This is a genomic window from Chlorobaculum parvum NCIB 8327, assembly GCF_000020505.1.
Taxonomy (GTDB): domain Bacteria; phylum Bacteroidota; class Chlorobiia; order Chlorobiales; family Chlorobiaceae; genus Chlorobaculum; species Chlorobaculum parvum_A.
In genome coordinates this window covers 442940-467578 of sequence record NC_011027.1, presented here as the reverse complement: position 1 = coordinate 467578, position 24639 = coordinate 442940, and the positions used below count along the sequence as shown (strand labels likewise).

General features: G+C 56.4%; 21 protein-coding genes and 1 pseudogene. 6 read left to right on the top strand and 16 right to left on the bottom strand.

The window, feature by feature from the left end:
• Nucleotides 1-37: 37 nt before the first annotated feature.
• Genes CPAR_RS02225 through bchF form a run of 3 tightly spaced genes read right to left on the bottom strand, consistent with a single transcriptional unit; the run spans nt 38 to nt 2948 of the window.
• Nucleotides 38-2158 (bottom strand): bifunctional aldolase/short-chain dehydrogenase, encoded by a 2121-nt coding sequence (locus tag CPAR_RS02225; RefSeq protein ID WP_012501687.1) that lies wholly within the window; start codon nt 2156-2158, stop codon nt 38-40.
• A gap of 48 nt (nt 2159-2206) precedes the next feature.
• Nucleotides 2207-2428 (bottom strand): hypothetical protein, encoded by a 222-nt coding sequence (locus CPAR_RS02220; protein WP_012501686.1) that lies wholly within the window; start codon nt 2426-2428, stop codon nt 2207-2209.
• Between the two features lie 46 nt (nt 2429-2474).
• Nucleotides 2475-2948 carry a 2-vinyl bacteriochlorophyllide hydratase gene (bchF, locus tag CPAR_RS02215; RefSeq protein WP_012501685.1) on the bottom strand — a complete coding sequence of 158 codons (474 nt, stop codon included), beginning with the start codon at nt 2946-2948 and terminating at the stop codon, nt 2475-2477.
• A 304-nt stretch (nt 2949-3252) separates the two neighbouring features.
• Between bchF and CPAR_RS02210 the strand changes: the two genes are divergently transcribed.
• Nucleotides 3253-4677 carry a B12-binding domain-containing radical SAM protein gene (locus CPAR_RS02210; RefSeq protein ID WP_012501684.1) on the top strand — a complete coding sequence of 475 codons (1425 nt, stop codon included), beginning with the start codon at nt 3253-3255 and terminating at the stop codon, nt 4675-4677.
• Complete coding sequence (gene recX / locus CPAR_RS02205) at nt 4670-5134, top strand: recombination regulator RecX (protein WP_012501683.1); 465 nt, start codon at nt 4670-4672, stop codon at nt 5132-5134. The genes CPAR_RS02210 and recX overlap by 8 nt, the downstream gene beginning before the upstream one ends.
• Nucleotides 5135-5285: 151 nt before the next feature.
• Here the strand turns inward: recX and pyrH are convergent, their stop codons facing one another.
• The 5 genes from pyrH to rplM form a co-directional block, all read right to left on the bottom strand.
• Entirely contained in the window at nt 5286-6005 is a 720-nt protein-coding gene (gene pyrH, locus CPAR_RS02200; RefSeq protein ID WP_012501682.1) for a UMP kinase, read from the bottom strand.
• 103 nt (nt 6006-6108) lie between these two features.
• Complete coding sequence (gene tsf, locus CPAR_RS02195) at nt 6109-6975, bottom strand: translation elongation factor Ts (protein WP_012501681.1); 867 nt, start codon at nt 6973-6975, stop codon at nt 6109-6111.
• Nucleotides 6976-7058: 83 nt separating this feature from the next.
• A complete protein-coding gene (gene rpsB, locus CPAR_RS02190) occupies nt 7059-7814 on the bottom strand; it encodes a 30S ribosomal protein S2 (protein WP_012501680.1) in 756 nt (251 codons plus the stop codon).
• Nucleotides 7815-7991: 177 nt separating this feature from the next.
• Nucleotides 7992-8381 (bottom strand): 30S ribosomal protein S9, encoded by a 390-nt coding sequence (gene rpsI / locus CPAR_RS02185; protein ID WP_012501679.1) that lies wholly within the window; start codon nt 8379-8381, stop codon nt 7992-7994.
• Between the two features lie 15 nt (nt 8382-8396).
• On the bottom strand, nt 8397-8849 hold the full coding sequence (gene rplM, locus CPAR_RS02180) for a 50S ribosomal protein L13 (protein ID WP_012501678.1): 453 nt from the start codon (nt 8847-8849) through the stop codon (nt 8397-8399).
• 186 nt (nt 8850-9035) lie between these two features.
• On the opposite strand from rplM, the gene der reads away from it, so the two are divergent.
• The 3 genes from der to CPAR_RS02165 all read left to right on the top strand — a co-directional run bounded on the left by der (nt 9036) and on the right by CPAR_RS02165 (nt 11978).
• Nucleotides 9036-10352: a ribosome biogenesis GTPase Der gene (gene der, locus CPAR_RS02175; protein WP_012501677.1), complete on the top strand. Its 1317-nt coding sequence runs from the start codon at nt 9036-9038 to the stop codon at nt 10350-10352.
• A gap of 107 nt (nt 10353-10459) precedes the next feature.
• Nucleotides 10460-11599, top strand: coding sequence for an Mrp/NBP35 family ATP-binding protein (locus CPAR_RS02170; RefSeq protein WP_012501676.1), 1140 nt, complete (start codon nt 10460-10462; stop codon nt 11597-11599).
• Between the two features lie 127 nt (nt 11600-11726).
• The gene (locus tag CPAR_RS02165; RefSeq protein WP_012501675.1) at nt 11727-11978 is read left to right on the top strand and encodes a NifU family protein; all 252 of its coding nucleotides are present in this window, start codon (nt 11727-11729) and stop codon (nt 11976-11978) included.
• Between the two features lie 89 nt (nt 11979-12067).
• On the opposite strand, the pseudogene CPAR_RS02160 reads toward CPAR_RS02165, so the two are convergent.
• From CPAR_RS02160 to CPAR_RS02140, 5 genes and pseudogenes are all read right to left on the bottom strand, one after another.
• Nucleotides 12068-14536, bottom strand: a pseudogene (locus tag CPAR_RS02160) (DNA translocase FtsK 4TM domain-containing protein).
• A 15-nt stretch (nt 14537-14551) separates the two neighbouring features.
• Nucleotides 14552-15649: a glycine cleavage system aminomethyltransferase GcvT gene (gcvT, locus tag CPAR_RS02155; protein ID WP_012501674.1), complete on the bottom strand. Its 1098-nt coding sequence runs from the start codon at nt 15647-15649 to the stop codon at nt 14552-14554.
• Between the two features lie 113 nt (nt 15650-15762).
• Nucleotides 15763-16416: a TPM domain-containing protein gene (locus CPAR_RS02150; RefSeq protein WP_012501673.1), complete on the bottom strand. Its 654-nt coding sequence runs from the start codon at nt 16414-16416 to the stop codon at nt 15763-15765.
• Nucleotides 16417-16445: 29 nt separating this feature from the next.
• Nucleotides 16446-17150 carry a TPM domain-containing protein gene (locus tag CPAR_RS02145; protein ID WP_232203926.1) on the bottom strand — a complete coding sequence of 235 codons (705 nt, stop codon included), beginning with the start codon at nt 17148-17150 and terminating at the stop codon, nt 16446-16448.
• Between the two features lie 68 nt (nt 17151-17218).
• The gene (locus tag CPAR_RS02140) at nt 17219-17818 is read right to left on the bottom strand and encodes a LemA family protein (protein WP_012501671.1); all 600 of its coding nucleotides are present in this window, start codon (nt 17816-17818) and stop codon (nt 17219-17221) included.
• A 187-nt stretch (nt 17819-18005) separates the two neighbouring features.
• Here CPAR_RS02140 and CPAR_RS02135 point away from each other — a divergent pair, with 187 nt between their 5' ends.
• Nucleotides 18006-18827, top strand: a complete 822-nt coding sequence (locus CPAR_RS02135) for a PorV/PorQ family protein (protein ID WP_012501670.1) — start codon at nt 18006-18008, stop codon at nt 18825-18827.
• Nucleotides 18828-18879: 52 nt separating this feature from the next.
• Here CPAR_RS02135 and CPAR_RS02130 read toward each other — a convergent pair whose 3' ends face one another.
• The 3 genes from CPAR_RS02130 to uvrB form a co-directional block, all read right to left on the bottom strand.
• Nucleotides 18880-19902 carry a class I fructose-bisphosphate aldolase gene (locus tag CPAR_RS02130; RefSeq protein WP_012501669.1) on the bottom strand — a complete coding sequence of 341 codons (1023 nt, stop codon included), beginning with the start codon at nt 19900-19902 and terminating at the stop codon, nt 18880-18882.
• Nucleotides 19903-20143: 241 nt separating this feature from the next.
• Nucleotides 20144-22339, bottom strand: coding sequence for a RelA/SpoT family protein (locus tag CPAR_RS02125; protein WP_012501668.1), 2196 nt, complete (start codon nt 22337-22339; stop codon nt 20144-20146).
• Between the two features lie 92 nt (nt 22340-22431).
• The gene (gene uvrB / locus CPAR_RS02120; RefSeq protein WP_012501667.1) at nt 22432-24486 is read right to left on the bottom strand and encodes an excinuclease ABC subunit UvrB; all 2055 of its coding nucleotides are present in this window, start codon (nt 24484-24486) and stop codon (nt 22432-22434) included.
• Nucleotides 24487-24639: the final 153 nt, after the last annotated feature.

Below are 24639 nucleotides of genomic sequence, written 5' to 3'. Positions count from 1 at the left end.
TGATTCGGTTATTGAATGAATAGTAAAACTGTGATGCTCACCTGAGCGCGGCAGCGATGTTGCCACCATCGACCGTGGTGATCGAGCCGGTCGTCTTGGCTTCGAGCGCCAGATGCACGAACGCATCGGCCACATCTTCAGCCGTCACCTCAAGGCCGAGCAGGTTGCCGGCCATATAATCTTTTTCGCTCAGTCCGCGTGCTGCCGAACGAGCCTTGATCATCTCCGGCGTAAGCAGGCCGCTGCGGATCCTGTCCGCATTGACGCCGTTGGCACGAATGCCGTCACGTCCGTGATCGAGTGCGTACTGGCGGACGAGAAAGAGCGTAGCCGCCTTGGGCAGACCGTACGGGCCGAAATCGGCACCGGGATTGACCGCCTGCTTCGAAACGTTGAAGAGCAGCGAACCGCCGATCTTCTGAGCACGCATGATTTTAACCGCGTTCTGCGCGACCGTCTGGTGCGAGAAGAAGTTGATCTCAAAGCTCTTGCGGAGCAGCTCGTCGGAAACATCGCCAATCCGACCTTGCAAAGCGACACCGACGTTGGAAACGATGATGTCAATACCGCCGTAGGTGCGGCAGATCGTATCGAACGCACTGCGTACGACTGAGGCGTCGGTCACATCGCAGGGTATCGCCAGCGTACCAGCGCCGAGCTCTTCGGCAGCTTTGTTGAGCGCCGTCGGATCGAGATCCATGATCACCAGCTCCGCGCCTTTCTGCTTGAAAGCCTTTGCCGTAGCGAGGCCGATAGCCCCAGCGCCGCCGGTGACCATCACCACCTTGCCGGCGAACTCGCCACCATTTCGGTTCTTGCGCACCTTGGCCTGCTCCATGTCCCAGTACTCGATTTCGAATGCGTCGCGCTCCGAGATCGACTCGAAACAGCCGATCGATTCGGCATCGAGCATCGCCAGCGCCGAATGCTCGGCGATGTCCGCCGTGAGCTTCGCGTCGACTGCAGACAGGCCCAGGCCGAACAGCCCCAGCCCCGGCACAAGAACCACGCGCGGCATCGGATCGATCATGGAGACCTCCATTCCTGTCGCCTGCTGCTGGCGCTCGTAGTAAGCACGATACTCCTCAACGTAGCGCTCGACGCGCTCCCTCAACGCCTTGCCGAATCCCTCCAGATCAGCGGCATCCGGCGCAGGTGCTACGAGCGGATGGTTCTTGGTTCGGATGATGAAATCAGGCGTCATCGCGCCTTTGCGGGCAAACGTTTCGAGATCGGCGATTTTGAGATAGTCGAGCAACGCGGGCGAGTTGCGGAATTCGAGCACGAAGCTCTGGTAATCCTTTTCTCCGGGCGTCTTCTCGAAGGAGCATGCGCCTCGCACAATCGGAGCAACCTGCTCGACTGTAGCGATGGAGGCGGGCATCGGAACCGAAGCGAACACCTTGCGCTCGGCTGAAGAAATGCGTTCTTCGATGCGGTTCACCCCGTCAATCATGCGGTCGTAAGCCTCTTTGGCCGAATCACCGAAGGTCACCAGACCGTGCTTGTGCAGCACCATGCCTTCGATTGAAGGGTTCTCTTCGTAAGCCTCGAAAGCTGACTTGGCAAGCCCGAGGCCAGGCTGGATGTACGGAACCATGCCGTAGCCATCGCCGAGCGCCTCGCGGCACATGCGGTCGCCTTCGGTCTGGTTGCTCAGCGTGAGCAGGGCCAGCGAGTGGGTATGGAGAATGTAGCGGTGCGGCAGAAAGGCATGGAGCAGCGTCTCGATCGACGGGCTCAGCGACCGGCTCACCATGTGGTCGGTCAGGGTAAAGAGGTTGAGATAGAGGAAATTCTTGAACTCCCTGGTCGAAAAGCGCTTGATATCATCCTCGCTGTGGCGCTGGCCGGACGCGTACATCTGTTGCAGCTTGCGAAGCGGATCGAGACGAACCGGAGTGAAGTCCCCGGCATCGACCGAAGCAAGGTTCACGCCGCTTGCCTTGATGAAAATCACGTTGACCTTGTTGCCGATAAAGTCGGTCAGCACGCTCTTGACGGAAGTGTTGCCGCCACCGTGCATGACCAAGCGGTCGTCCTTGCCCAGTAACCTCGAAGCATACACAAGATCGACCAGTTCCTCGGGTGTATCGGCAGCGTTGATACGGCCTGCCGCTATCTTTTCAAGATCGGACTCGTTCCAGAGATTCAGCATACTGATTGAATATTCCTTTGAGCACGGTTAACAAGGCAATTGCACGATTCAGGACTGCATATTCTGCATCTTCCGGGAATGACGCTTCTGAATGAGAAATCCCATGAGATAGATCAGGATGAAACCCGGAATGATCAGGGATAGAAAGATCGTATGATCGTAGGGCGTTTTGAGCTGTCCGGACGACCAGATCATCCAGACAAGTCCGAACCAGAGCGGTCCGACAACCACAAACATCGCATTCCAGAGCGTCTTGAAACTGTAATTCATCTTCTGTGATACACTGTACCGAAAGCTGGCAAACAGAGAGGCTCGATCAGAAGCTCTCCTGTTTCTGCAGCTTTCGTTCGTTGTTTTTTTCGAGAATGATCCTCACCAGATACTGTAAGGCGTTGAGCACGTAGGTCAGGTAGGCTATATACGCCTCCTTGACCAGCACCTCTTCAGAAAAACCCACCCATGCCATCACGAAGTAAAGCAAGTGGAAAAAGGCCGCCACCGTACTGCCCACATCTTCCCAGAGAAACTCCTTTGAATAGACCCACTTATCGAAAATCTCCTTTTCGAAAAACATGCCGGTGATGAACAGGATGGCAAAAAAGAGCGTCTTGAAAAGAATGGCTACGCTGATCCAGTAAAAATCGATGCTGGCCAGATTAAAATAGTAGAGGGTATTGAGCGTTACGCCACCAAGGAAAATGAAAAACTGAAGCGGAGCCAGAATAATCTGAATGTCGGTCCAGACCGATGCGTTACGTTTGGCGAGCTGTTCAGGCGTATAGCGAGGCATAGATTCTTTATAGCTTGCAACTGAATTTGACGATAGATCAGCCTGCACCGGCTGTACGAAGGAGGGAATATAGCAAAATCCCGCTCCGCTGAAAAACACGGAAAAACTGAAATTACAGAGTCGGAACAAACCTGTTTTTACGTCACTTCGCCCAACAACGAGAAAGGAATATTTTGCTAAATTCGGCAGGTTTCGTAGGTTTCACCAGACAGGTTGTACGTCCGCCTTCTATCGCCAGTCGAAACGGAGCTACCCTGCTGTTTAGAGAGATGGTTTTTTCCGAAAATCCGGTTTTTATCTCCTGATGCAATTTCCCGACCCAGAAGCCACCCGGCCGCTGAAAATCCTGCTCGTTTCCCCGCAGGGCAAAATGGATGACGACAGCAACCAGAAACCTCTGTTCCACATGGCGCTCGGCGTCTTGGCCAGCCTGACGCCCCCGCAGCACAAGCTCGAAATGGTGGACGAGCACTTCCACGACGAAATCAACTACGATGGCGACTACGATATGGTCGGCATCACATCAAGGACTCTCGAAGCGACCCGCGCTTACGAGATCGCTGACGAGTTCCGGCGCCACGGCAAGACCGTTATTCTGGGGGGACTGCACATTTCGTTCAATCCGGAAGAGGCCGCAAAGCACGCGGATTGTATTGTGGTCGGAGAGGCCGATAATCTGTGGACGACGTTGCTCGACGATGTGGCAAACAACAGGCTCAAGGAGCGCTACGATGCCGACGATTTTCCACCGGTCAAATCGATCACGCCGATCAATTACGCCCGTATCGCCGAGGCTTCAAAACGCACCAAGGTCGACGGAACCAAGTCTATCCCGATCTACGTAACCAGGGGTTGCCCGTTCAACTGCTCGTTCTGCGTGACGCCGAACTTCACTGGCAAGAAGTATCGGGCGCAAAATCCGGAATCGCTGAAACAGCAGGTCGAAGAAGCCAAGAAGTACTTCTTCAAAGCCAACGGCAAGAACTCCAAGCCGTGGTTCATGCTGACCGACGAAAACCTCGGCATCAACAAGAAGAAGCTCTGGGAAGCGCTCGACCTCTTGAAAGAGTGTGACATCACCTTCAGCGTCTTCCTCAGCATCAACTTCCTCGAAGACCCGGTAACGGTCAAGAAACTGGTGGATGCAGGCTGCAACTTCGTCTTGGCCGGCCTCGAATCGATCAAGCAGAGCACCCTTGAGCACTACAACAAGGGGCACGTCAACTCAGCGGAGAAGTACACGAAAATCATCGAGGATTGCCGCCAGGCAGGTTTGAACATCCAGGGCAACTTCCTGTTCAACCCGGCCATCGACACTTTCGAAGACATCGACGAGCTGGTGCAATTCGTGGAGAAAAACCGCATCTTCATGCCCATCTTCCAGATCATCACGCCCTATCCGGGTACGCAGATGTACCATGAGTACAAGGACAGCGGGCTCATCACCGATGAGGACTGGGAGAAATACAACGCGCTGCACCTGGTCATCAAGTCGGATCGCTACGATCCGCTGCTTTTCCAGTACAAGGTGCTCTCAAGCTACGTGAAGGTTTACTCCTGGCGGCACATCCTGGCCAGAACCTGGGTCAATCCGCGCAAGATGATCAACCTCGTCACCAGCATCGCGTTCAAAACCCACCTTACCGCGCAGCTCAAGGCGTTCGAGCGAGAACACAACATGAATCCCGCCATGCTGACCGGAGTGAAACCCCGGGAAGCAAATGGCTGACGAGCGCGACAGGAAAAACGCACTCGAACACGCCATGCGGCTTCTGGCCGCAAGGGATCATGGCAGAGCCGAACTCGAAGGAAAACTCAAAAAGAAGGGATTCGACTCAAATGCAATCGCTTCGGCAATGGAGCGGCTCGATCAGCTCAGCCTCCTCAACGACCGCACTTTTGCTGGAAGCTGCATGGCAAGCATGGCGCGCCGCCGTCCCGAAGGAAAGTTCAAAACCCGTGCACGGCTGAAGCAGAAGGGCTTGAGCGACGAAATTATCGAAGAAACCATTGCAGGATACGACCAGACTGAACTGTGCCGCAACGCCGCCGAACGCAAACTCCGCACCCTCTCCGGCCCACCCGATACCATCAGAAAAAAGCTCTTTACCTTCCTCCGAAACCGCGGCTTCGATTGGAGCACGATCAAGGAAACAGTCAATGAATTGATAGTTGACAATGGATAATTGATAATTACAGAAGGAATAAGCGGCCAGCTTAAACTTTTTCCTTTCAGATCAGACCGACCCACCTGCTCCCCCCAATGCAAAAAGGCGACCCTGATTTATCTGGATCGCCTTTTTCAATTATCAACTGTCAATTATCCAGTATCAACTGCTACTCCTCCCCGATATGCACGAGCGTACCGATCGGCTCGCCTTTGAGCAAGCGGGTGAAATTGCCTTTCGTGTTCATGTTCATCACCACAATTGGAAGGGTGTTTTCGCGGCAAAGCGTGATGGCGGTCATATCCATTACCCTGAGATTTTTCCTGATCACGTCGAAATAGGAGATTCTCGGGAAGAACTCCGCATCGGGATTTTTCTCCGGATCTGAATCATACACACCTTCGACCCTGGTGCCCTTGATGATGACGTCGGCTTCGATTTCGATAGCTCGCAGAGAGGCCGCCGTATCGGTGGTAAAATAGGGGTTACCCGTGCCTGCCCCAAAAATGACAACTCGTCCTTTTTCGAGATGCCTTACCGCACGGCGTCTTATGAACGGCTCGGCGATCTGCTCCATCTTGATAGCTGTCAGCAGGCGAGTGTAAATTCCCTGCCGTTCGAGAGCGTCCTGAAGGGCAAGCGAGTTGATGACGGTAGCAAGCATCCCCATATAATCGGCCTGAACACGGTCCATCGAAGCGGCTGCTTTCGACAAACCCCTGAAGATATTGCCACCACCGATGACCAGTGCGATTTCAGCACCGAGGTCGCTGGCCTCCTTTATCTCTTCGGCAAACTTTACAAGTACACCGGCATCAATTCCGTATCCACTCTCTCCTGCAAGCGACTCGCCGCTGATCTTGAACAGGATTCTCCTGTACTTTAGCATACCTGCATCTCCTTCTACTGGTTGGCTAAGCGACAAACTTAACTGCTCTTAATAAGTAATAAGCAAAAAAAAAAGCCTCGTATCAACGAGGCTTTTTTCAGCTTCAGGCTCCTAACTGATACCTGACAAAGGCTTTGATTTTGACTTGCGCCTGGTTCTTCTTCATAAAGTCGTCAAGCACGCCGGAAACGCGGGCGTTCTGATCCTTGATGAAGGTCTGCTCGGTCAGCACCACCTCCTGGTAGTACTTGTTGATACGGCCCATGACGATTTTATCAACGAACTCCTCTTTCTTGCCTTCGGCAAGAGCCTGCTGACGGTAAATCTCTTTCTCCTTCTCAACGAGTTCTGCCGGCACAGCATCACGACCGACTTCGATCGGGGAAGCGGCAGCAACCTGCATGGCGAGGTCTTTGGCGAGCGCCTTGGTCTCTTCCGGCTTGTCGGTTTCGACAGCGATCAGAGCACCGAGCTGCGAGCCGGGGTGAATATAGCTTTCAAGCACGCCATCTTCGGCCTTGAGCATCGCAAGACGCTTGAGTTCGAGCTTCTCGCCGACCTTACCGGTCATCGACTTGAGGGCGTCTTCGACCTTCTCGTTGCCGTAGGCTTCACCGAGATTGATGGCAAGCAGATCCTCTCTGGACTCACAGTTGTTGGCGAGTGCCAGTTCGGCAAGCTCATTGGCAAAACCGGTAAACACTTCACCGCGAGCCACGAAGTCGGTTTCGCAGTTGAGTTCGAGAATGACGCCGGTTTTCTGGTCGTCGCTCATCAGAATGCAGACGGCGCCTTCGGAAGCTTCGCGATCAGCACGCTTTGCAGCCATAGCTGCGCCTTTCTTGCGAAGGTATTCGACGGCTTTCTGCATATCTCCCCCGGTCTCTTCGAGGGCTTTCTTGCACTCCATCATGCCGACGCCGGTGGTGTCCCTGAGTTCCTTGACGTCCTTGGCAGAAATCTGGCTCATAGTAGTCTGTAGAAATTATATCGTGAATGTTGCGAAAGGCGCGACCGGAACAGCGGGGGTTCCGGCCGCGTCAAGCGTTAAGATCAGTCGTTGGAAGCTTCTTCTGCGTCCTCTTCGACCTGCTCGTCCATTTCGGCAATCGCTTCCTGCTCTTCCTGAAGCGAACGGGCTTCGATGATGGTATCGGCAACAGCCTTGACCATCAGCTCGATGGAGCGGATAGCGTCGTCGTTGGCCGGGATGATGTAATCGACCTCGTCAGGATCGCAGTTGGTATCGACCATTGCGAAGATCGGAATCCCGAGCGAGCGAGCTTCCTTGATAGCGATGTGCTCTTTCTTGATATCGACCACGAACAGCGCGGCGGGAAGACGATTCATGTTGGCGATACCACCGAGAATGCGTACAAGCTTGTCCTTTTCGCGGAGCAGCATGAGGCGCTCTTTCTTGGTGATCATGTCGAAGGTGCCGTCGGTCTCCATGCGATCGATAGCGTTCATGCGACGGATGCTCTGGCGAATGGTCGAGAAGTTGGTCAGCATACCGCCGAGCCAGCGCTCGCAGACGTACGGCATACCGGCGCGCTCTGCCTGTTCGGCGATGATAACCTTGGCCTGTTTCTTGGTGCCGACCAGCATGATTTCGCGGCCGGTCGAAGCGATAGCCTCGATAGCCTTGAGCGCCTCGTCGGCCATGACGAGGGTCTTTTTGAGGTCGATGATGTGAACGCCGTTCTTCTCCATGAAGATATACGGCTTCATTTTCGGGCTCCAACGGCGGGCGAGGTGACCGAAGTGCACGCCTGCGCGAAGCATCTGCTCGAGCTGGAATTTTGACATGATTGTCTCCTTTGTTTAGTTGATCCTCTACCCTGCCGCCAGCGGCATCTGCTCGGCCAGTTGCCTGACCTCACAGCGCCTCCGGGGGATCCTGAGCATGCTCGGGACACTTCCCCGGGGCTTCATCCGGCAAGCCGGAATGACAGAGTATGTGAGTTGTGTAGTGCTAAGAAAAAATCAGCGTTTCGAGAACTGGAAGGATTTGCGGGCCTTTTTCTTGCCATATTTCTTCCTCTCGACCATGCGGGGGTCGCGGGTGAGCAGTCGTTCCGTCCTGAGCGTCGGGCGAATCGACTCGTCGAACTCGACCAGTGCCCTGGCAATAGCCAGGCAGACCGCTCCGGACTGACCGGTCAGACCGCCGCCTTTCACGTTGACCTTGATATCGAACTCATCCTGCTTTTCGGCGGTAACCAGCGGCTTGAGCGCCTGGCTGCGCTTGAACTCATCCTTGAAATACTCTTCGACCGGCAGCTTGTTGACCACGATCTTGCCTTTGCCCGGCGACATAAATACTCTTGCTACCGAAGTCTTGCGACGGCCTACGGTATCGATAACCTCTTTCATCAGTATTCGTTATTGTTATTGATTGACTTTCATTTCCACCGGCATCTGTGCGGCATGCGGATGCTCCGGCCCGGCGTACACTTTCAGCTTTTTGAAAAGCTGACGGCCAAGGTTATTGTGCGGAAGCATACCCCACACGGCGTGCTCGATCACCTTTTCAGGCTTTTTCTGGAGCAGATCTTTGGCCTGCTCGAACTTGGCGCCGCCGGGATAATGAGAGTGCGAGAAGTAGGTCTTGTCGTCGTGTTTTTTACCGCTCAGCGCAATTTTGCCGGCATTGGTCACGACCACGAAATCGCCGGTATCGACGTGAGGGGTGAACTGCGGCTTGTGCTTGCCTCTCAGAACGGTCGCAACCTGGGCGGCCAGTCTTCCGAGCACCTGGTTCTCCGCATCGATGACATACCATGCCCTTTCCACCTCGCCCGGTTTGGCTGAGTATGTTTTAAAACTTAACGTCTTGCTCATGCTTCTCAATGATTATCTGGTCTATTCCGAAAAATAAGGTCGAACAATGTAATTTATTTCGATTAATTCTACAAACTATTACCTTGTTCTCCTTGGAGAATATTCAGGGCGCTGCTCCACCATTTTTTGATCGCGCTCTATAATTAAATAGCGGACGTCCAGTAAACGCTCCCGCGCTGTTCAAACATGAAACCATTGATCGCTCTGGTTGGCCGACCCAACGTCGGTAAATCGACCCTGTTCAACCGCATTCTCAGGCAGAAAAGCGCCATCGTCGATCCCACGCCGGGGGTAACCAGAGACCGGCACATCAACCCCGGAGAGTGGCAGGGCAAGCAGTTCCTGCTCATGGACACCGGCGGTTACGCGCCTGAAAACGACTCGCTCAGCGTAGCCATGCTCGATCAGACCATGCGCGCCATCGCAGATGCCGATGCGATCATCTTCATGGTTGATGCACGTTCAGGGCTGACCTATCTGGATCTCGACATCGCTAAAATCCTGAAACAGACCTTCAGCGACAAAAAGATTTTCTTTGCCATCAACAAGGTTGACAACCCGCAGCTTGCGCTCGAAGCCGCGGCAATGGTCAGAAGCGGTTTCACCGAACCGTACCTCATTTCGGCCCGTGACGGCGGCGGCGTGGCTGATATGCTTGACGACATTCTGGAAACCCTGCCCTGCCCGGAAAGCGAAGATGAGGAGCTCGACGACGACTCGATCAAGCTCGCCGTGCTCGGCCGCCCGAACGTCGGCAAATCGAGCTTGGTCAACGCACTGCTCGGCACCGACCGGCAGATCGTCTCGGACGTACCCGGAACCACGCGCGATGCCATCGACTCCGTGCTGAAACGCAACGGCAAGGAGTACATCCTCATCGACACGGCCGGACTCCGCAAGCGCACCAAAATCGATCCCGGTATTGAATATTACAGTTCACTCCGCACAGAGCGCGCCATCGAACGCTGCCAGGTCGCCCTCGTGCTGCTCGACGCCCAGCTGGGACTCGAAAGCCAGGATATGAAGATCATCCACATGGCGATCGAGCGCAAAAAGGGTGTACTGATTCTGGTCAACAAGTGGGACCTCGTCGAGAAAGATTCCAAAACCAGCAAGAAGTTCACCGACAATCTGATGATGCAGCTCGGCAACATCGGTTACATTCCGATCATCTTCACCTCGGCATTGACCAAAAAGAACTGCTACCGCGCCATCGACACGGCAGCACAGATCGCCATCAACCGCCGGCAGAAAATCAGCACCAGCAATCTGAATCGCTTCCTTCAGGAGGCGCTCGCCATGCGGCACCCGGCGAGCAAATCGGGCAAGGAGCTGAAGATCAAATACATGACGCAGATCGAAGCTGGCCATCCGGTGTTCGCGTTTTTCTGCAACGACCCGCAGCTGCTTGAAAACAACTTCAAGCGCTTCCTCGAAAAGCGCCTGCGCGAGAGCTTCGATTTCGAAGGCCTGCCGATCACCATGCGCTTTTTACGAAAGTAACGCGCGGGAACGGCGGAAGGTGCGAGTCAGTTCTTGTAACGGCTTTAACAATAAGATCGATCAGCTCTGGCCGATCCGTCGAATCTGATAACTTTTAAATCAATACTATGTCTTCAATACAGAAATCACAGATCGAAGCCGCGCTCGGCACGGTTATGGAACCCGATCTTGGCAGAGACCTCATGACGCTCGGCATGGTTGAGGATATCGCAGTCGATGAGGCTGGCAACGTCTCGTTCACCGTGGTGCTTACCACACCGGCCTGCCCGATGAAGGAGTCGATCAAACAGTCCTGCATCAACGCCATCAAGCAGGCTGTACCTGAAGTCGGCGCGATCAACGTGAACATGACCTCGAAGGTGACCTCCTCGTGCAGCCACGGTGGTGGACACGGTAGTCACGGAGCGCATGGTGGCAATGGCGCGCACGGCGGCCATGGTGGGCATGGTGCGCCGCAGAAGATCGATCTGCCGAACGTCAAGAACATCATCGCCGTTGCTTCCGGCAAGGGCGGTGTCGGCAAGTCCACCGTCTCGGTGAACCTCGCCGTCAGCCTCGCCGCTTCGGGCGCGAAGGTCGGCCTGATCGACGCCGATCTGTACGGCCCGAGCATTCCGACCCTGTTCGGCTTGCAGAACGTCAAGCCCGAGGTCAAGAACAACAAGATCATGCCAATCGAAAAGTTCGGCGTCAAGCTGATGTCCATCGGCTTCCTCGTCGATCCGGAGACCGCACTGATCTGGCGAGGCCCGATGGCCTCCAGCGCCATCCGCCAGCTCATCAGCGATGTGGACTGGCAGGAGCTCGACTATCTGATCTTCGACCTGCCTCCGGGCACTGGCGACATCCAGCTCACGCTTGTGCAGGCCCTGCCGCTCAGCGGCGCAGTTGTCGTCACCACCCCGCAGGACGTGGCGCTTGCCGATGTCGCCAAAGCGGTCACCATGTTCCGGAAAGTGGACGTGTCGATCCTCGGTGTCGTGGAAAACATGAGCTGGTACGAGCTGCCCGACGGCTCGAAAGATTACATCTTCGGCAAAGGCGGCGGTGAAAAGTTCGCCAAGATCAACGCCCTGCCGTTCCTCGGATCGATCCCGATCAGCAGCAAGGTTCGCGAGGGCGGCGACATCGGTACGCCATCGATCATCGCCAATCCGGACGCACCGACCTCCGTGGCGGCAAGCAAGGTCGCCGGCGAAATCGCCCGGCAGGTATCGATTCACAACGCGGCCTGCGCGACCGAGTGAAACAACGAAACGAAGGATAGCCCTTGAACTTTTCAGGGTTATCCTTCCGTTGCATATATTCAGGATTAGTTCAGGAAGGCACAGCCAACCCGTCTATTTTTAACGCACCCTAACAAGTTCAAGTATCATGAAGGATTATCTGCCAAACAGCGACCCATTGTACGACAGAGTCATCAGCGCCCTTGAAACCGTCCGTCCCTACCTGCAGGTTGATGGTGGAGACTGCCAGCTCATCGGCATCACCAAGGATATGGTGGTCGATGTGAAGCTCCTCGGCGCATGCGGTTCCTGCCCAATGAGCACCCTCACCCTCCGCGCCGGCGTGGAACAGGCCATCAAAAAAGCCATCCCCGAAATCGCCCGCGTCGAGCAGGTCTGAGACGCTGAAAAACACAAAATGCAAAACGGCTGCCCGGAAGTTACCGAGGCAGCCGTTTGTGTTTTGTAGCTGTAACTTGACCCTGCGCTTCAGTCGAGATTCCTGAGTAACAGCTCCAGAGAATCATCATTTTTGACGAGTACCTCGCGAGGCTTACTGCCGTCCGCAGGGCTGACAATGCCGTTTTGTTCGAGCTGGTCCATCACTCGTCCGGCACGGCTGAAACCGAGCCTGAGGCGGCGCTGCAGAAGCGAGACGCTGGCCTGCTGGTGCGCAACGACGAGACGGGCAGCCTCTTCAAACATACTGTCGCGCTTTTCCCGATCCTGTCCGTTGCCGGACGACGAACCACCGTTGCCTGCCGGAGGCTCGGGCAGCACACACTCCTCTTTCAGCGCGGGCTGCTCGCCGATAAAGGAGGTGATCGCTTCGACCTCCTGCGTGGAGACGAAGGGGCACTGGATGCGAATCGGCTTGGGCAGGTTGGCGGGCTGGAAAAGCATGTCGCCATTGCCGAGCAACTGCTCGCGCCCGACACGTCGAGAATGGTGCGAGAATCGACCTTGCTGGCCACCTGAAAGGCGATGCGCGACGGGAAGTTAGCCTTGATGATACCGGTGATGATGTCCACCGACGGGCGCTGCGTAGCCACGATCAGATGAATACCCACCGCGCGCGCAAGCTGGGCAAGCCGGATGATCGGCTCTTCGACCTCGCGGCCAGCGGTGATCATCAGGTCGGCAAGCTCGTCAATCACCACCACAAGGTAGCAGAGTGGCTCGTCGGTCATCTTTTTGTTGTAGTCCCCGATATTACGCACACCATTCTGTTCGAGCATGGCATAGCGGTGCTCCATTTCACGCACCACCGACTTGAGCGCCATCACCGCTTTCTGCGGATCGGTGACGATCTGTTCGTCAAAGCCGGGGAATTTTGCGAGAAAGTGGTTCTTCAGGTGCTGATACTGGAACAGCTCGACGCGCTTCGGATCGATCAGCACAAACTTCACCTCGTCGGGGCGCTTCGAGTAGAGCAGGCTGGTAAGAATGACGTTGATCGCCACCGACTTGCCCGCACCGGTCGCGCCGGCGATGAGAAGGTGCGGCATGGTGGTGAGGTCATCGACGACAACTTCGTTGGAGATGCTTTTGCCGAGCACGATCGGCAGCTTCATGGTGCTGTTCTTGAACTTCTCGACCGACAGCACCGGGCGCATCAGCACCGGACGCGGCTTGTTGACCGGAATCTCCACGCCGACCGCGTTCTTGCCGGGAATGGGCGCGATGATCCTGATGCCGCGTGCGGCCATCGCCATCGCCAGATCGTTTTCGAGCGACTTGATGCGGCTGATCTTCACCTCCGGAGCCAGCTCCAGCTCGAAGAGCGCCACTCGCGGGCCGACGGTCGTGGCAATCCGCACGACATCGATCTTATAAATTTTAAGCTTTTCAAGCAGCCGATCCTTGGTCTCAGCCAGGTGCCGTTCATCGAAGCTCTCATCATCGTCCTCGGCGCTGCAACAGGTCGATCGACGGAAAACGGTACTTGACATGGTCATGCGTCCTGACCTTGAGCTTCCGTTCGTCCAGATCGGCTTCGCGCTCCTGCACACCCTTGCTGATGGTCATCTCCGGACCGTTTCCCGACTCCTGAGCAAGAGAAGGTTCGAACACTGGTTCGAGTTCCTCGGGAACAACTGGCTGCTCGGGTTCAGAGAACGTCATGGGAGCTGCTTCCGACTGCAACGGCGTAGTCACAAACTCCGGCTCGACAGGTTTTTCAACCGGAGCTGGTTGAGCCGGAGCATTTTCGATTCTCGACGCTTCGGCCTTGTCAGACTTTTTCCGTCTTTTCTCAAGCGATGCGGCCAACTGCTCAGCCTTTTTCCTGGCTTTGGCCTCCTCTTTTTCGCGACGCTTCTTCGCCTGCCCATCCCGGAAGCCACGCACGGCAGACGAGACTTTTGAAACGAAGGAATGCGCCCCGGCAACCGTCTCCGTAATAAATTTCCGGCCCATGTAAAAAGTGAGCGCCGAACCGAGCACCACCGTCAGCGTCCAGGCTCCGGCATATCCGATGACCGTGGAAAGGAACGAAGCCATCATCCTGCCGGTTGCGCCAGACATGACATCGGCAAACGAGGCCGTGGAGAGCCCAAACATGGCCGAAAGGTCAAGCGCAATCAGCAGGCTGTAGAGGAGAAAAAGCAGCGCCGGCTTGAGCGGTGCCCGTCTGAGAAGACGCCACCCCAAAAGGAAAAACCCGAAAAGCGGCAGCACCGACGGGTAGCCAAGCAGCAGACGCACAAAAAAGCGCGACACTCTGGCACCGAACAGTCCGAAAGGGTTCTGGATGGTCTCGGCAATCGCCTGGGCGCCTTTGGAAAACAGCTCGTACCATGGCAGGTTCGCAATGTACGGTTCGTCAGCGGTATGAAAACCGAACACTGCGGCAATGCAGAACAACGCCACAAGCATCAGGACGATACCCCCGATTTCCAGGCCGAAGCCACTCCTGCGCACAGACTTCGGCGTCGTTTTGTTTTTCGATCTGGGCATCGTCAATTTGCCGGATCAGGGACGGTCGGCATGCACGAACGGAAGACGCCTGACCGTACCGGGTTGAAAGGTGCCGCGAATCTCAACGAAGATCGGCGTGCCGGTTTTCGCATAGTCGCGCAGAAGGCTGGCCGTACCGATAGGCTCCTGAAGCGTCGGCGAAACCGTGCCGCTGCACACCTCGCCGATCTCCTGCTTGTCGGAGTTGTAGACCTTGAAATGCTGGCGCGGAATGGCACGGCCGTCGAGGCTGAAACCGACCACGCTCTTGCGCGGATCAAGCTCGACCTGCTGGCAGGCCTGCTTGCCGATGAAGTTGGGCTTGTCCATCTTGACCACCCATTTCAAACGCGCTTCGAGCGGGTTCACCGTCTGGTCGATCTCGTGGCCATAGAGCGAATAACCCATTTCAAGGCGAAGGGTGTCGCGCGCGCCGAGGCCGATGGGCTGAATGCCGTCATTTTTTCCGGCGGCCATAAGAGCCGTCCACAACGCCTCAGCCTCTTCGTTCGGCAGGCAGATCTCCACGCCAGCCTCGCCGGTGTAGCCGGTGCGGGCTACCATGGCCTCCGCGCCACCGAAAGGCACGGTCGCGAAATGGAACGAAGCCAGCTTGTCGAGCCCGGCCTCCGGAAATACACGCCCGAGTACCTCGAACGCTTTCGGGCCCTGCAGAGCGATCAGCGACAGCTCGCTGGTGCGGTTTTCGAGCGTCACGCCCTCGAAGCCGCCGACATGGTCGCTGAGCCAGGCGAAATCCTTTTCGCAGTTGCTCGCGTTGACGATCAGGAAAAAGGTGTCGGCGCTGACGCGGTAGATGATGAGGTCATCGACGATGCCGCCGTCCGGATAAAGCATCAGCGTGTACTGCGCCTGCCCGTCCACGATCTTGCCGAGATCGTTGGTGGTGACGTACTGGAGAAACTCCAGCGCACGCTCGCCCCTGACGTAGAAATTCCCCATGTGCGAAACATCGAACAGTCCGGCAGCTTCACGCACCGCCTTGTGTTCGGCGATGATTCCGGAATACTGCACCGGCATCAGAAAGCCGCCGAAATCGATCATTTTCGCACCGGCACCTTCATGCCAGGCAGAGAGCGCTGTCTTTTTCATTAATCTCCTTTACCTGATTGGATGAATATGTTGGAATGCCTTCTAAAAAAACATTTAGCCGTAAAGTTCAAAGCACTTTTTCGCAAGCCCCGTAACAGGTTAGCCTCTGCCATTCAGCCGAGGATAACGGCGTCATTCAGCTCGTTGGTATCGTCCGGTTTCCGGGGGAAATGGCGGCTCAAAAGCTTGCCGCACTGTTCGACAGCTGAAGCGATGGCCTCGCCCTGCCGCTGATAGCGAATCCCTTTCGTGATGGTCTCGACCACCCCCTGCCAGGCCTGCTTGCCAACAACGGCGTCGATGCCGGTATCGGCCAGCACCCGGACGCTGTGCTCGTACAGCGAGATGTAGATGAGGATGCCTGTGCGGTCACGGGTTTCATGCACCTTGCGATGGTAAAAAGAGTGGATGGCCGCCTCTTCGACCTCTTCGGCAATCTCTTCGCGGCTAACGAACGGACGCTTCAGCACAGGGAAACGCTTGACAGCCTCGTTCGAAACCATGAAAAAGAGGGCGAACAGCATGAGAAAAAACCACATGTTCTCGCTGCCATACCCCATTTTGTGCCCGATTGTCATGGCGCCACCGATGGCGAGCACGAGGGAAATAGCGCCGCTCGCGGCCATAATCGCCGAAGGGTAGTTGCTGCTCTCGCCGACCGCCATCACGACGATTTCGCCCGACGTGGAAGCTTCCGCCTCCCTGACCTTCTCTTCGATCTGGCGGCGCTCTTCGTCGGTCAGAAACTTCTGAATCTTCTCTTTCATGACATAATCCCGAAATAGTCCGTTACTGCCTACCAGTCGCCCGAGGCTCCGCCACCGCCGAAACCGCCGCCGCCTCCACCGAAACCACCAGAGCCGCCGAAGCCACCACCGGAGGTAAAGATTCCGCCACCCGGCCCCGGATAACCACCGGAGACATACGGCCCGCCACGATGGCGGCCGCCGAACTGGCGAAGATAGAAGTAGAGAATAACCAGAATAATGAAGACGACCGGAATCGATGGCTTGTCGCCCCTGCCTTTCGCCTGTGCGGAAGGATCAGCTTGGTACTCGCCCTTGACGGCGGCCACAAGCGCATCGGCTGCGCCGATAAAGCCCGCGTCGAACTGGCCTTTGGCAAACGCCGGTTGGATAACGCCGCGAATAATGCGGCCTGATTCGAGATCGGTCAGCGTACCCTCAAGTCCATAGCCCACCTCAATGCGCACCTTGCGGTCACCTTTCGAAACGATAAGCAGTACGCCGTTATCCCGACCCTTTTCGCCGATCTTCCAGGCATCGGCGACGCGAATTGAAAAATCCTCGATCGGCTCTCCTTGGAGCGATGGCACCGTCAGAATGGCAATCTGCGTCCCGTCCTCGGCCTCAAGAGCGGCAAGTTTCCGTTCGATCTCCGCACGCGCTGAAGGCGACATCATCGAGGCGTAATCGTTCACCCGCTGCGTCAACGCCGGGACAGGCGGGAAATCGGCCAGAAGCGGCACGGCTGAAAGCAAGGCTGCCAGCACAAGAAGCGGTGCCAGCAGCCATCGAAAAGCGGAGCGATTATGTCTGACCGGCAAGCTCAGAATTTCACCTCCGGCACCGCCCTGGCGGCCTCGTCAGCCTTGAAATACTCCTTGGGCTTCAGCTTGAGCGCCACGCTGTTGGTGAGAGAATTGGGAAACTTGCGGATCGAGAAGTTGAACACCTGAACCGCCTGGTTATAGCGCTGACGCGCCACGCTGATGCGGTTTTCGGTGCCTTCGAGCTGTACCTGCAAATCCCTGAAATTCTGGGTAGCCTTCAGTTCGGGATAACGCTCGACGGTCACCAGCAATCGCGATAGTGCCGAAGAGAGCTGGCCCTGCGCCGCCTGGAACTTCGACATGGCCGCCTGGTCGCTCAGCATCTCGGGCGTAAGCTGTACAGAGGTCGCTTTGGCGCGGGCTTCGACCACCGCCTGAAGCGTCTCCTTCTCGAAATTGGCCGCACCCTTCACCGTGGCCACGAGGTTCGGCACCAGATCGGCGCGCCGCTGGAGCTGCGATTCAAGATCGCCCCATGCGCGGTTCACCGCCTCTTCATTCTGCTGCATGACATTGTAGCCACACCCGCTGAGCATGACAAGGGCCACCAGAAAAGGCAAAACTCTGGAAACAGAGCGAAAATATGATCGGATCATAGCTGTTCGTTTCGTGATTGATAGTTCAGGCATTGTTCATGAAAATATAATAATCGATGCCCCGCCGCAAAATCGAAGCAGCGAATTTTTCAGGTAATATCATTGTATATCTACTCCAATTACAATAACTTGGAAGCACTGCCAGAAAACGGCACACAATACCCCTGAACCCCTACCCCTGATCGCCATGAAGAAATATGCTCTTCACGCCGTCCTGTTGTCCCTGTTTTTCGCATCCCCTCTTTACGCTGCGTTCGACTATCTGCCGGTCGATGCACGGGGAACTGCCCTATCGGGAGCTACAACAGCCCTGTCTGACAACACCTGGGGCATCTTCTCCAATCCGGCAGCGACAGGCCATCGATCCAGCGCAGCTGTGAACTACACCATTCCTTACGGAGATTCCGATCTCGGCGACATTGCCGGAGCGGTGAACATTTCCCGGCTCTCTTTCGATGCCAAAGGCACCATCTCGGTCGGCATTAACCGTTATTCTGCTGACGATTATCATGAGACCACCTGCATCGTCGGATACGGACGGGAGATTCTACCATCGGTTCGGCTTGGCGTCTCGATTTCCCGGATGACTCAGAAGTTCGATGGCTTCGGGGACGATTCAGCGACGGGAGTCAACGCAGGCATCCAAGCGGAGCTCACTCCCATCGTGAGCCTCGGCATCAGCTCGATGAACCTTAACTCCCCGACTATCGGCGGATCCAACACCCACCTGCCAAGAACCACGCTCACCGGCCTGGCTTTTCATTTTCCGACCGGAAGCTTCCTGACCGTCAACGCCCTGACCGACCCCGACCGCTCGAGCCGCCTGCTCGCAGCCGGAGATTTCGTGGTCGCACCGATGACGCACGTCATGATCGGGGTGGGGACAAACCCGTCGCTCATCTCCGGAGGTTTCAGCTTCGGCACCAACGCCATCAAAGCGACGATTGCTGTAAGCCGGAATCTTGACCTCGGCACGACCAGCTCGTTCGGGCTGGAGGCGGGCTGGTAAAATCAGATCATTGCTGAACCGACAGGGGAAAGTTGAACATAAAAAAACAAGTTCACGCTTCAGCTTCCATCTCCTGTGAGTATTTGCCATATCGGGCAAGACCGTTCAGGCGGCTACGTTTGAAGAGCGCTTGCTGTGCAGCGGCCACATTTCTCTCCTGTCCTTGCCAGGCAGCAAGCACGGGGGTCTGCAATGCGCGTCCGTACGAGAAGCTGACCTCCCACGGATGCGAACCCATCGCGTTCATGGCATTCAGGTTGGCGGTGGCCTCCTCGGCGCTCTGACCGCCGGAAAGAAACACGATGCCCGGCACGGCAGCCGGAACGTAACGGTTCAAGCAGCGGATCGTAGCTTCGGCAACCTCTTCCGGGCTATTCTGGCGAGCGCATTTTTTGCCGGCGATCACCATATTCGGCTTCAGCAACATCCCCTCGAACAGTACGCGATGCGCGTCAAGTTCGGAAAACACAGCCTCAAGCACCCTTGAAGTCACCTCCTCGCACCGCTCGATGCCGTGGGCGCCGTCCATGAGCACCTCGGGCTCGACGATCGGCACAAGGTCCTGCTCCTGGCAAAGCGCGGCGTAACGAGCCAGCGCATGGGCATTCGCACGGATGCCGGACGGCGACGGAATATCGTGTTCATCGATCTGGATCACTGCCCGCCACTTCGCAAATCCTGCGCCAAGTTCCCGATACTCGATCAGCCGGTCACGCAGGCCATCCAGCCCCTCGGTGACCTTTTCGCCGGGATACTGTGCCAGCGCTTTTGCCCCTTTGTCAACCTTGATTCCGGGCACAATCCCCCGTTCGGAAAGCACTCTCGCGAAAGGAACACCGTCAATTGTGGATTGGCGAATCGTTTCATCGAAAAGGATTACACCACCAATGTAGCTCTCGATGCCATCGGTGGTAAAAAGAAGTTCACGATACCGACGCCGGGTGGGCTCAGTGGACTCGACATTGATCGAATCAAGCCGCTTTTTGATGGTCGGGGTACTCTCATCAGCCGCCAGAACACCTTTTCCGTTCGACACAATAGCTGATGCTACTGCACGAAGTTTCTCGCTGTCCATACACTCCTCCTCTCGTTTTGCATTCCTTACATCCTGAAATTCCCCCATTCGTTTCACCAACAATGAACGATACGCCTTGATTCCCGAAAAGCTCCGTTATTCAGGAGTAACCGGCCAACAGGATGATGCCGACTGTGCGGGTTGCCCATGACATAACGCAAAAGGGCGGACACACTGGCCCGCCCCTACAAATCACGCCTGATGGATAATTAATTATCAATTATCCATTGTCAACTATCCCCTACGCCGACATACGCTCCACCGTAAACACGCCCTGCACCTTTTTCAGCTTGTCCATCAGCGTCGTGAGCTTGTCGGTGTTCTTGACGAAGATCATGAGGTTGCACACAAAAATGCCGTCTTTTGCGTGCAGTGTGATAGTGCGGATATTGGTGTCGAATTTGGAGATGACACCGGTAATCTGGTTGGTCATGCCAACCTTGTCTTCACCGACGATGCGGATACCCGCCAGGAATTCAGTGTTGAGCTTGCGGTTCCAGGCGACCGAAACGATCCGCTCACTTTTAACGGAGTTTTCGTTGGTGACGTTGAAGCAGTTCTTGCGGTGGATCTTGACCGCGCCTTCGGTGGTCACAAAGCCGATGATGTCGTCGCCGGGCACCGGATTGCAGCACTTCGCATAAGAGTAGGCGATGTTGTTCATTCCGGCAATGGTCACCTCATCCTTGTGAGAGGTGGGGCGTTCCTGCACTTCACGGGCGATCTCGGCGAACTCCTTGTGCGGAGCCTTGCCCTGAACGTCGCCTTCATGTTCGGCGCCCTTGCCGTGCGGACGGGTGATGCTCTCCATCACCTCTTCGCTGCTGATCTGCTGGTTGGCCAAGGCACTGAACAGGTCGGCAGGGGTTTTGATGCCATGCTTGCGGATGGCGCGGATAGCATCGTTTTCGGTAAACAGCCGCTTGGTACCAGTGAGCATCTTGTCAAAGATGTTGCGCCCCTTCTCGATCTCCTTGCGCCGCTCTTCGTTGATGGCCGCGCGAATCTTGAGCTTGGCACGATGGGTCACCACAATCTTGAGCCAGTCCGGCTTGGGCTTCTGGTTCTTGGAGGTAATCACCTCGACCCGGTCACCGGACCGCAACTCGGCGTTCAGACGCACAATCTTGCCGTTAACCTTTGCGCCGATGCAGCCGTTGCCGATTTCGGTGTGAATCGCATAGGCGAAGTCGATCGGCGTTGCCCCGGCGGGCAGAATCTTCATGTCGCCCTTCGGGGTGAAAACGTAAATCTCGTCGTGGTAGAGGTTGAGCTTGAACCCCTCCATGAAGGCGGAGGCCGTGTCGGCATCCTTGATCAGCTCGCGCGCCCACTTGAGGAACGAATCGACGGCGGCGTCATCCTTGGAAATCTTCTCCTTGTAGCGCCAGTGAGCCGCGACACCAAGCTCGGCAAATTCGTGCATCCGGCGCGTGCGGATCTGCAACTCGATGACGTGGCCTTTGGGGCCGATAATCGCCGAGTGCAGCGACTGATAGCCGTTGTGCTTCGGAATGGAGATGTAATCCTTGAAGTGCTGCGGAATTGGCGGATACTTCTGCGTGATGTAGCCGTACACCGCAAAACAGTCAGACAGCTTGTCCGTATCGATGATGACGCGAATGCCATACAGATCGTGGATATCATCGAACTGCTTGTTCTTCAGGCGCATCTTGTTGTAGATCGAAAAAAGATGCTTGGCGCGGCCCTGCACTTCCACGTTGAACCCCTGTTTTTCGAGGTCATCCTTGATCGGCGCGATCATCTTGTTCAGATAGGCCATGCGCTCGTTGCGGCTCAGGCGCACCTTCTTGAGCAGGTAATCGTACATCTTGGGGTCGATGTACTTGAAGGCGAGATTCTCCAGATCGACCTTCATTTTACCGAGACCGAACCGGTGGGCGAGCGGCGCGTAGATGTCGCGCGTTTCGAGCGCCATGCGCAAGCGGCGATGCTCCGGCAGGGAGTCGAGCGTGCGCATGTTGTGCAGTCGGTCGCAGAACTTGATGAGGATGACGCGGATATCCTTGACCATCGAGAGCAGCATCTTGCGGAACCCTTCGGCCTCGGTGGTCTCACGATTGACCATGATGCCGGAGATCTTGGTGAGCCCCTCGACGATGTCGGCTACTTCAGTGCCCAGCTCGGCAGCGATGTCTTCGTAGGTATAGCCGCTGTCCTCGATGACATCGTGCAGCAGCGCCGCCGCAACGGAAACGCCATCAAGCGGAAGCTCGGTCACCAGCAGCTTGGCAACCTCCACCGGATGGTAGAAGAACGGCTCGCCGGAAGCGCGTTTCTCCCCCTCATGAGCGCGATAGCACATGAAAAATGCACGCTGGATAAGCGACTCGTCGTAGTTCTTGAGATTCGCCCGGCAGAGCCGAAGAATTTCGTGCAGTTTCTGGTAATGTTCCTGTTCTATCTGGGCCAGCATGGAGGTTCACCTTTCCGGTAAATATTGTTAACGGCTACATTTTAGTGCTATCAATCTATATAGGAAATATGCCGTACAGTGTCAATGCCATTTCAGCCTGGCATCCGTTCGATTCGCTCTTCGAGCATGAGAATTTCGTCACGCAGGTAAGCCGCTTTTTCGTAATCGGTTTCCTTGGCAGCCTTCTGCATTTCGGTGTTCATCTCGGCCACCATCTTCACCACCTCGTTGCGGCTCAGGGTATCGAGCAGGCCCTGAAGTTCGAGTTCGGGGCGTTTCTGCAACCCGAGGCGCTTGCGGCGGTAGCGCTCCTCGGCGTCGGCCACGCTGGTAGTGTTGAGCACCTGATCGACCGATTTGATGATGGAGCGCGGCTCGATGCCATGTTTTTCGTTGTAGGCCTGCTGGATGCGGCGACGGCGCTCGGTTTCGTCGATCACCTCACGCATCGAGGCGGTGATCTTGTCGGCGTAGAAGAGCACCAGCCCCTCGACGTTGCGAGCCGCGCGACCGGCGATCTGCATGAGCGATTTGTTGTTGCGCAGGAACCCCTCCTTGTCGGCGTCGAGAATCGCCACCAGCGCTACCTCCGGCAGGTCGAGTCCTTCGCGCAGGAGGTTGACTCCGACCAGCACGTCGATGTCGCCCGCACGGAGTTCGCGCAGAATCTGCATCCGTTCGAGGCTCTTGATCTCGGAGTGGAGGTACTGCGACCGCAGCCCGAGCTTGCGGAAGTAAGCGTGCAGATCCTCGGACATGCGCTTGGTAAGCGTCAGCACCAGCGACTTCTGGCCTTTCGCTATGCGCTCCCTGACCCGCGCCAGGAGGTGGTCGATCTGCCCGGCGACCGGATGCACCTCGATCTGCGGATCGAGCAGACCCGTCGGGCGGATGAGCTGCTCGACAACCACCCCCTCGGAGCGCATCAGTTCATGCTCTGCGGGCGTGGCTGAGACGCAGAGCACCTGCGGCACCTTCTCCTCGAACTCCTCGAAGCGCAGTGGACGGTTGTCGAGCGCCGACGGCAGGCGGAATCCGTGCTCGACGAGCACCGTCTTGCGCGACCGGTCGCCGCCGTACATGCCGCGAATCTGCGGCAGGGTGACGTGCGATTCGTCCACGACAACGAGGTAATCCTCCGGGAAATAGTCGAGCAGGCACCACGGCCGCTCGCCCGGTTTGCGACCGGCGATGTGGCGAGCGTAGTTCTCAATGCCGGAGCAGTAGCCCAATTCTTTCATCATTTCGAGATCGTAGCGCGTACGCTCTTCGAGCCGCTGTGCTTCGACCAGCTTGTCCTCGCCGCGCAGAACGTTCAACCGTCCGGCCAGCTCGTCCTCGATGGCCAGCATCGCCGTCTCCAGCTTTTCGGTGTCGGCCACGAACTGGCGCGCCGGGTAGATGAAAGCGTACTCGTCGCGACTGATGATTTCGCCGGTTTTGGGATCGAAGGTCTGGATGGAGTAGATCTCGCTGCCGAAGAACTCGATGCGCAGTGCCAGCTCCTCGTGGCCCGGCACCAGATCGATCACGTCACCACGCACCCGGAACCGCCCGGGCGAAAGATCGACGTCGTCCCGGAAGTAGTGCAGCGACACGAGCATCTGCAGGAACTCGTCGCGATCCATCTCCATGCCCTGCCGCAACTCGATGATTTGGGCCAACCAATCCTCCGGCGAGCCGAGGCCGTAAATGCAGCTCACCGAGCTGACTACGATCACGTCGTTCCGACCGCTGAGCAACGCGCTGGTCGCCCGCAGCCGCAAGCGCTCAATCTCGTCGTTGATCTTCAGGTCCTTGGCAATGTACTTGTCCATCGACGGGATGTACGCCTCGGGCTGGTAGAAGTCGTAGTAGCTGATAAAGTACTCGACCGCGTTGTGCGGGAAGAACTGCTTCAGTTCGCCGTAGAGCTGCGCGGCGAGGGTCTTGTTGTGACTCAGCACCAACGTGGGGCGATTGATCTGGGCGATGACGTTCGAGACCGTGAAGGTCTTGCCCGAACCGGTTACGCCTAGCAGCGTCTGCCAGCGGTCGCCCCGCAGCACCCCCTCGGTCAGCGCCTTGATGGCCGAGGGCTGATCCCCCGTCGGCCCGTACGGACTTTCAAGTTTGAACTCTCCTCCCCGATGCACAACATTCCGCATAGATAACTCTTCGATGATAACGATGACAAATACCTCACAAAGAACTAATAACGCCTGCTTATAGTTCTTCAAGCCTCAGACACGATGTGTCATGACCAGCACGACTGACGGTTTTTTCCCGTCACTTTGCCGGATTTTTCGTAATCTACGGCT

What these genes read in the sequence shown, in the direction of transcription:
- CPAR_RS02225 (WP_012501687.1), bottom strand. Translation starts at nt 2,158, where the DNA reads ATGCTGAATCTCTGGAACGAGTCCGATCTTGAAAAGATAGCGGCAGGC.
- CPAR_RS02220 (WP_012501686.1), bottom strand. Translation starts at nt 2,428, where the DNA reads ATGAATTACAGTTTCAAGACGCTCTGGAATGCGATGTTTGTGGTTGTC.
- bchF (WP_012501685.1), bottom strand. Translation starts at nt 2,948, where the DNA reads ATGCCTCGCTATACGCCTGAACAGCTCGCCAAACGTAACGCATCGGTC.
- CPAR_RS02210 (WP_012501684.1), top strand. Translation starts at nt 3,253, where the DNA reads ATGCAATTTCCCGACCCAGAAGCCACCCGGCCGCTGAAAATCCTGCTC.
- recX (WP_012501683.1), top strand. Translation starts at nt 4,670, where the DNA reads ATGGCTGACGAGCGCGACAGGAAAAACGCACTCGAACACGCCATGCGG.
- pyrH (WP_012501682.1), bottom strand. Translation starts at nt 6,005, where the DNA reads ATGCTAAAGTACAGGAGAATCCTGTTCAAGATCAGCGGCGAGTCGCTT.
- tsf (WP_012501681.1), bottom strand. Translation starts at nt 6,975, where the DNA reads ATGAGCCAGATTTCTGCCAAGGACGTCAAGGAACTCAGGGACACCACC.
- rpsB (WP_012501680.1), bottom strand. Translation starts at nt 7,814, where the DNA reads ATGTCAAAATTCCAGCTCGAGCAGATGCTTCGCGCAGGCGTGCACTTC.
- rpsI (WP_012501679.1), bottom strand. Translation starts at nt 8,381, where the DNA reads ATGAAAGAGGTTATCGATACCGTAGGCCGTCGCAAGACTTCGGTAGCA.
- rplM (WP_012501678.1), bottom strand. Translation starts at nt 8,849, where the DNA reads ATGAGCAAGACGTTAAGTTTTAAAACATACTCAGCCAAACCGGGCGAG.
- der (WP_012501677.1), top strand. Translation starts at nt 9,036, where the DNA reads ATGAAACCATTGATCGCTCTGGTTGGCCGACCCAACGTCGGTAAATCG.
- CPAR_RS02170 (WP_012501676.1), top strand. Translation starts at nt 10,460, where the DNA reads ATGTCTTCAATACAGAAATCACAGATCGAAGCCGCGCTCGGCACGGTT.
- CPAR_RS02165 (WP_012501675.1), top strand. Translation starts at nt 11,727, where the DNA reads ATGAAGGATTATCTGCCAAACAGCGACCCATTGTACGACAGAGTCATC.
- gcvT (WP_012501674.1), bottom strand. Translation starts at nt 15,649, where the DNA reads ATGAAAAAGACAGCGCTCTCTGCCTGGCATGAAGGTGCCGGTGCGAAA.
- CPAR_RS02150 (WP_012501673.1), bottom strand. Translation starts at nt 16,416, where the DNA reads ATGAAAGAGAAGATTCAGAAGTTTCTGACCGACGAAGAGCGCCGCCAG.
- CPAR_RS02140 (WP_012501671.1), bottom strand. Translation starts at nt 17,818, where the DNA reads ATGATCCGATCATATTTTCGCTCTGTTTCCAGAGTTTTGCCTTTTCTG.
- CPAR_RS02135 (WP_012501670.1), top strand. Translation starts at nt 18,006, where the DNA reads ATGAAGAAATATGCTCTTCACGCCGTCCTGTTGTCCCTGTTTTTCGCA.
- CPAR_RS02130 (WP_012501669.1), bottom strand. Translation starts at nt 19,902, where the DNA reads ATGGACAGCGAGAAACTTCGTGCAGTAGCATCAGCTATTGTGTCGAAC.
- CPAR_RS02125 (WP_012501668.1), bottom strand. Translation starts at nt 22,339, where the DNA reads ATGCTGGCCCAGATAGAACAGGAACATTACCAGAAACTGCACGAAATT.
- uvrB (WP_012501667.1), bottom strand. Translation starts at nt 24,486, where the DNA reads ATGCGGAATGTTGTGCATCGGGGAGGAGAGTTCAAACTTGAAAGTCCG.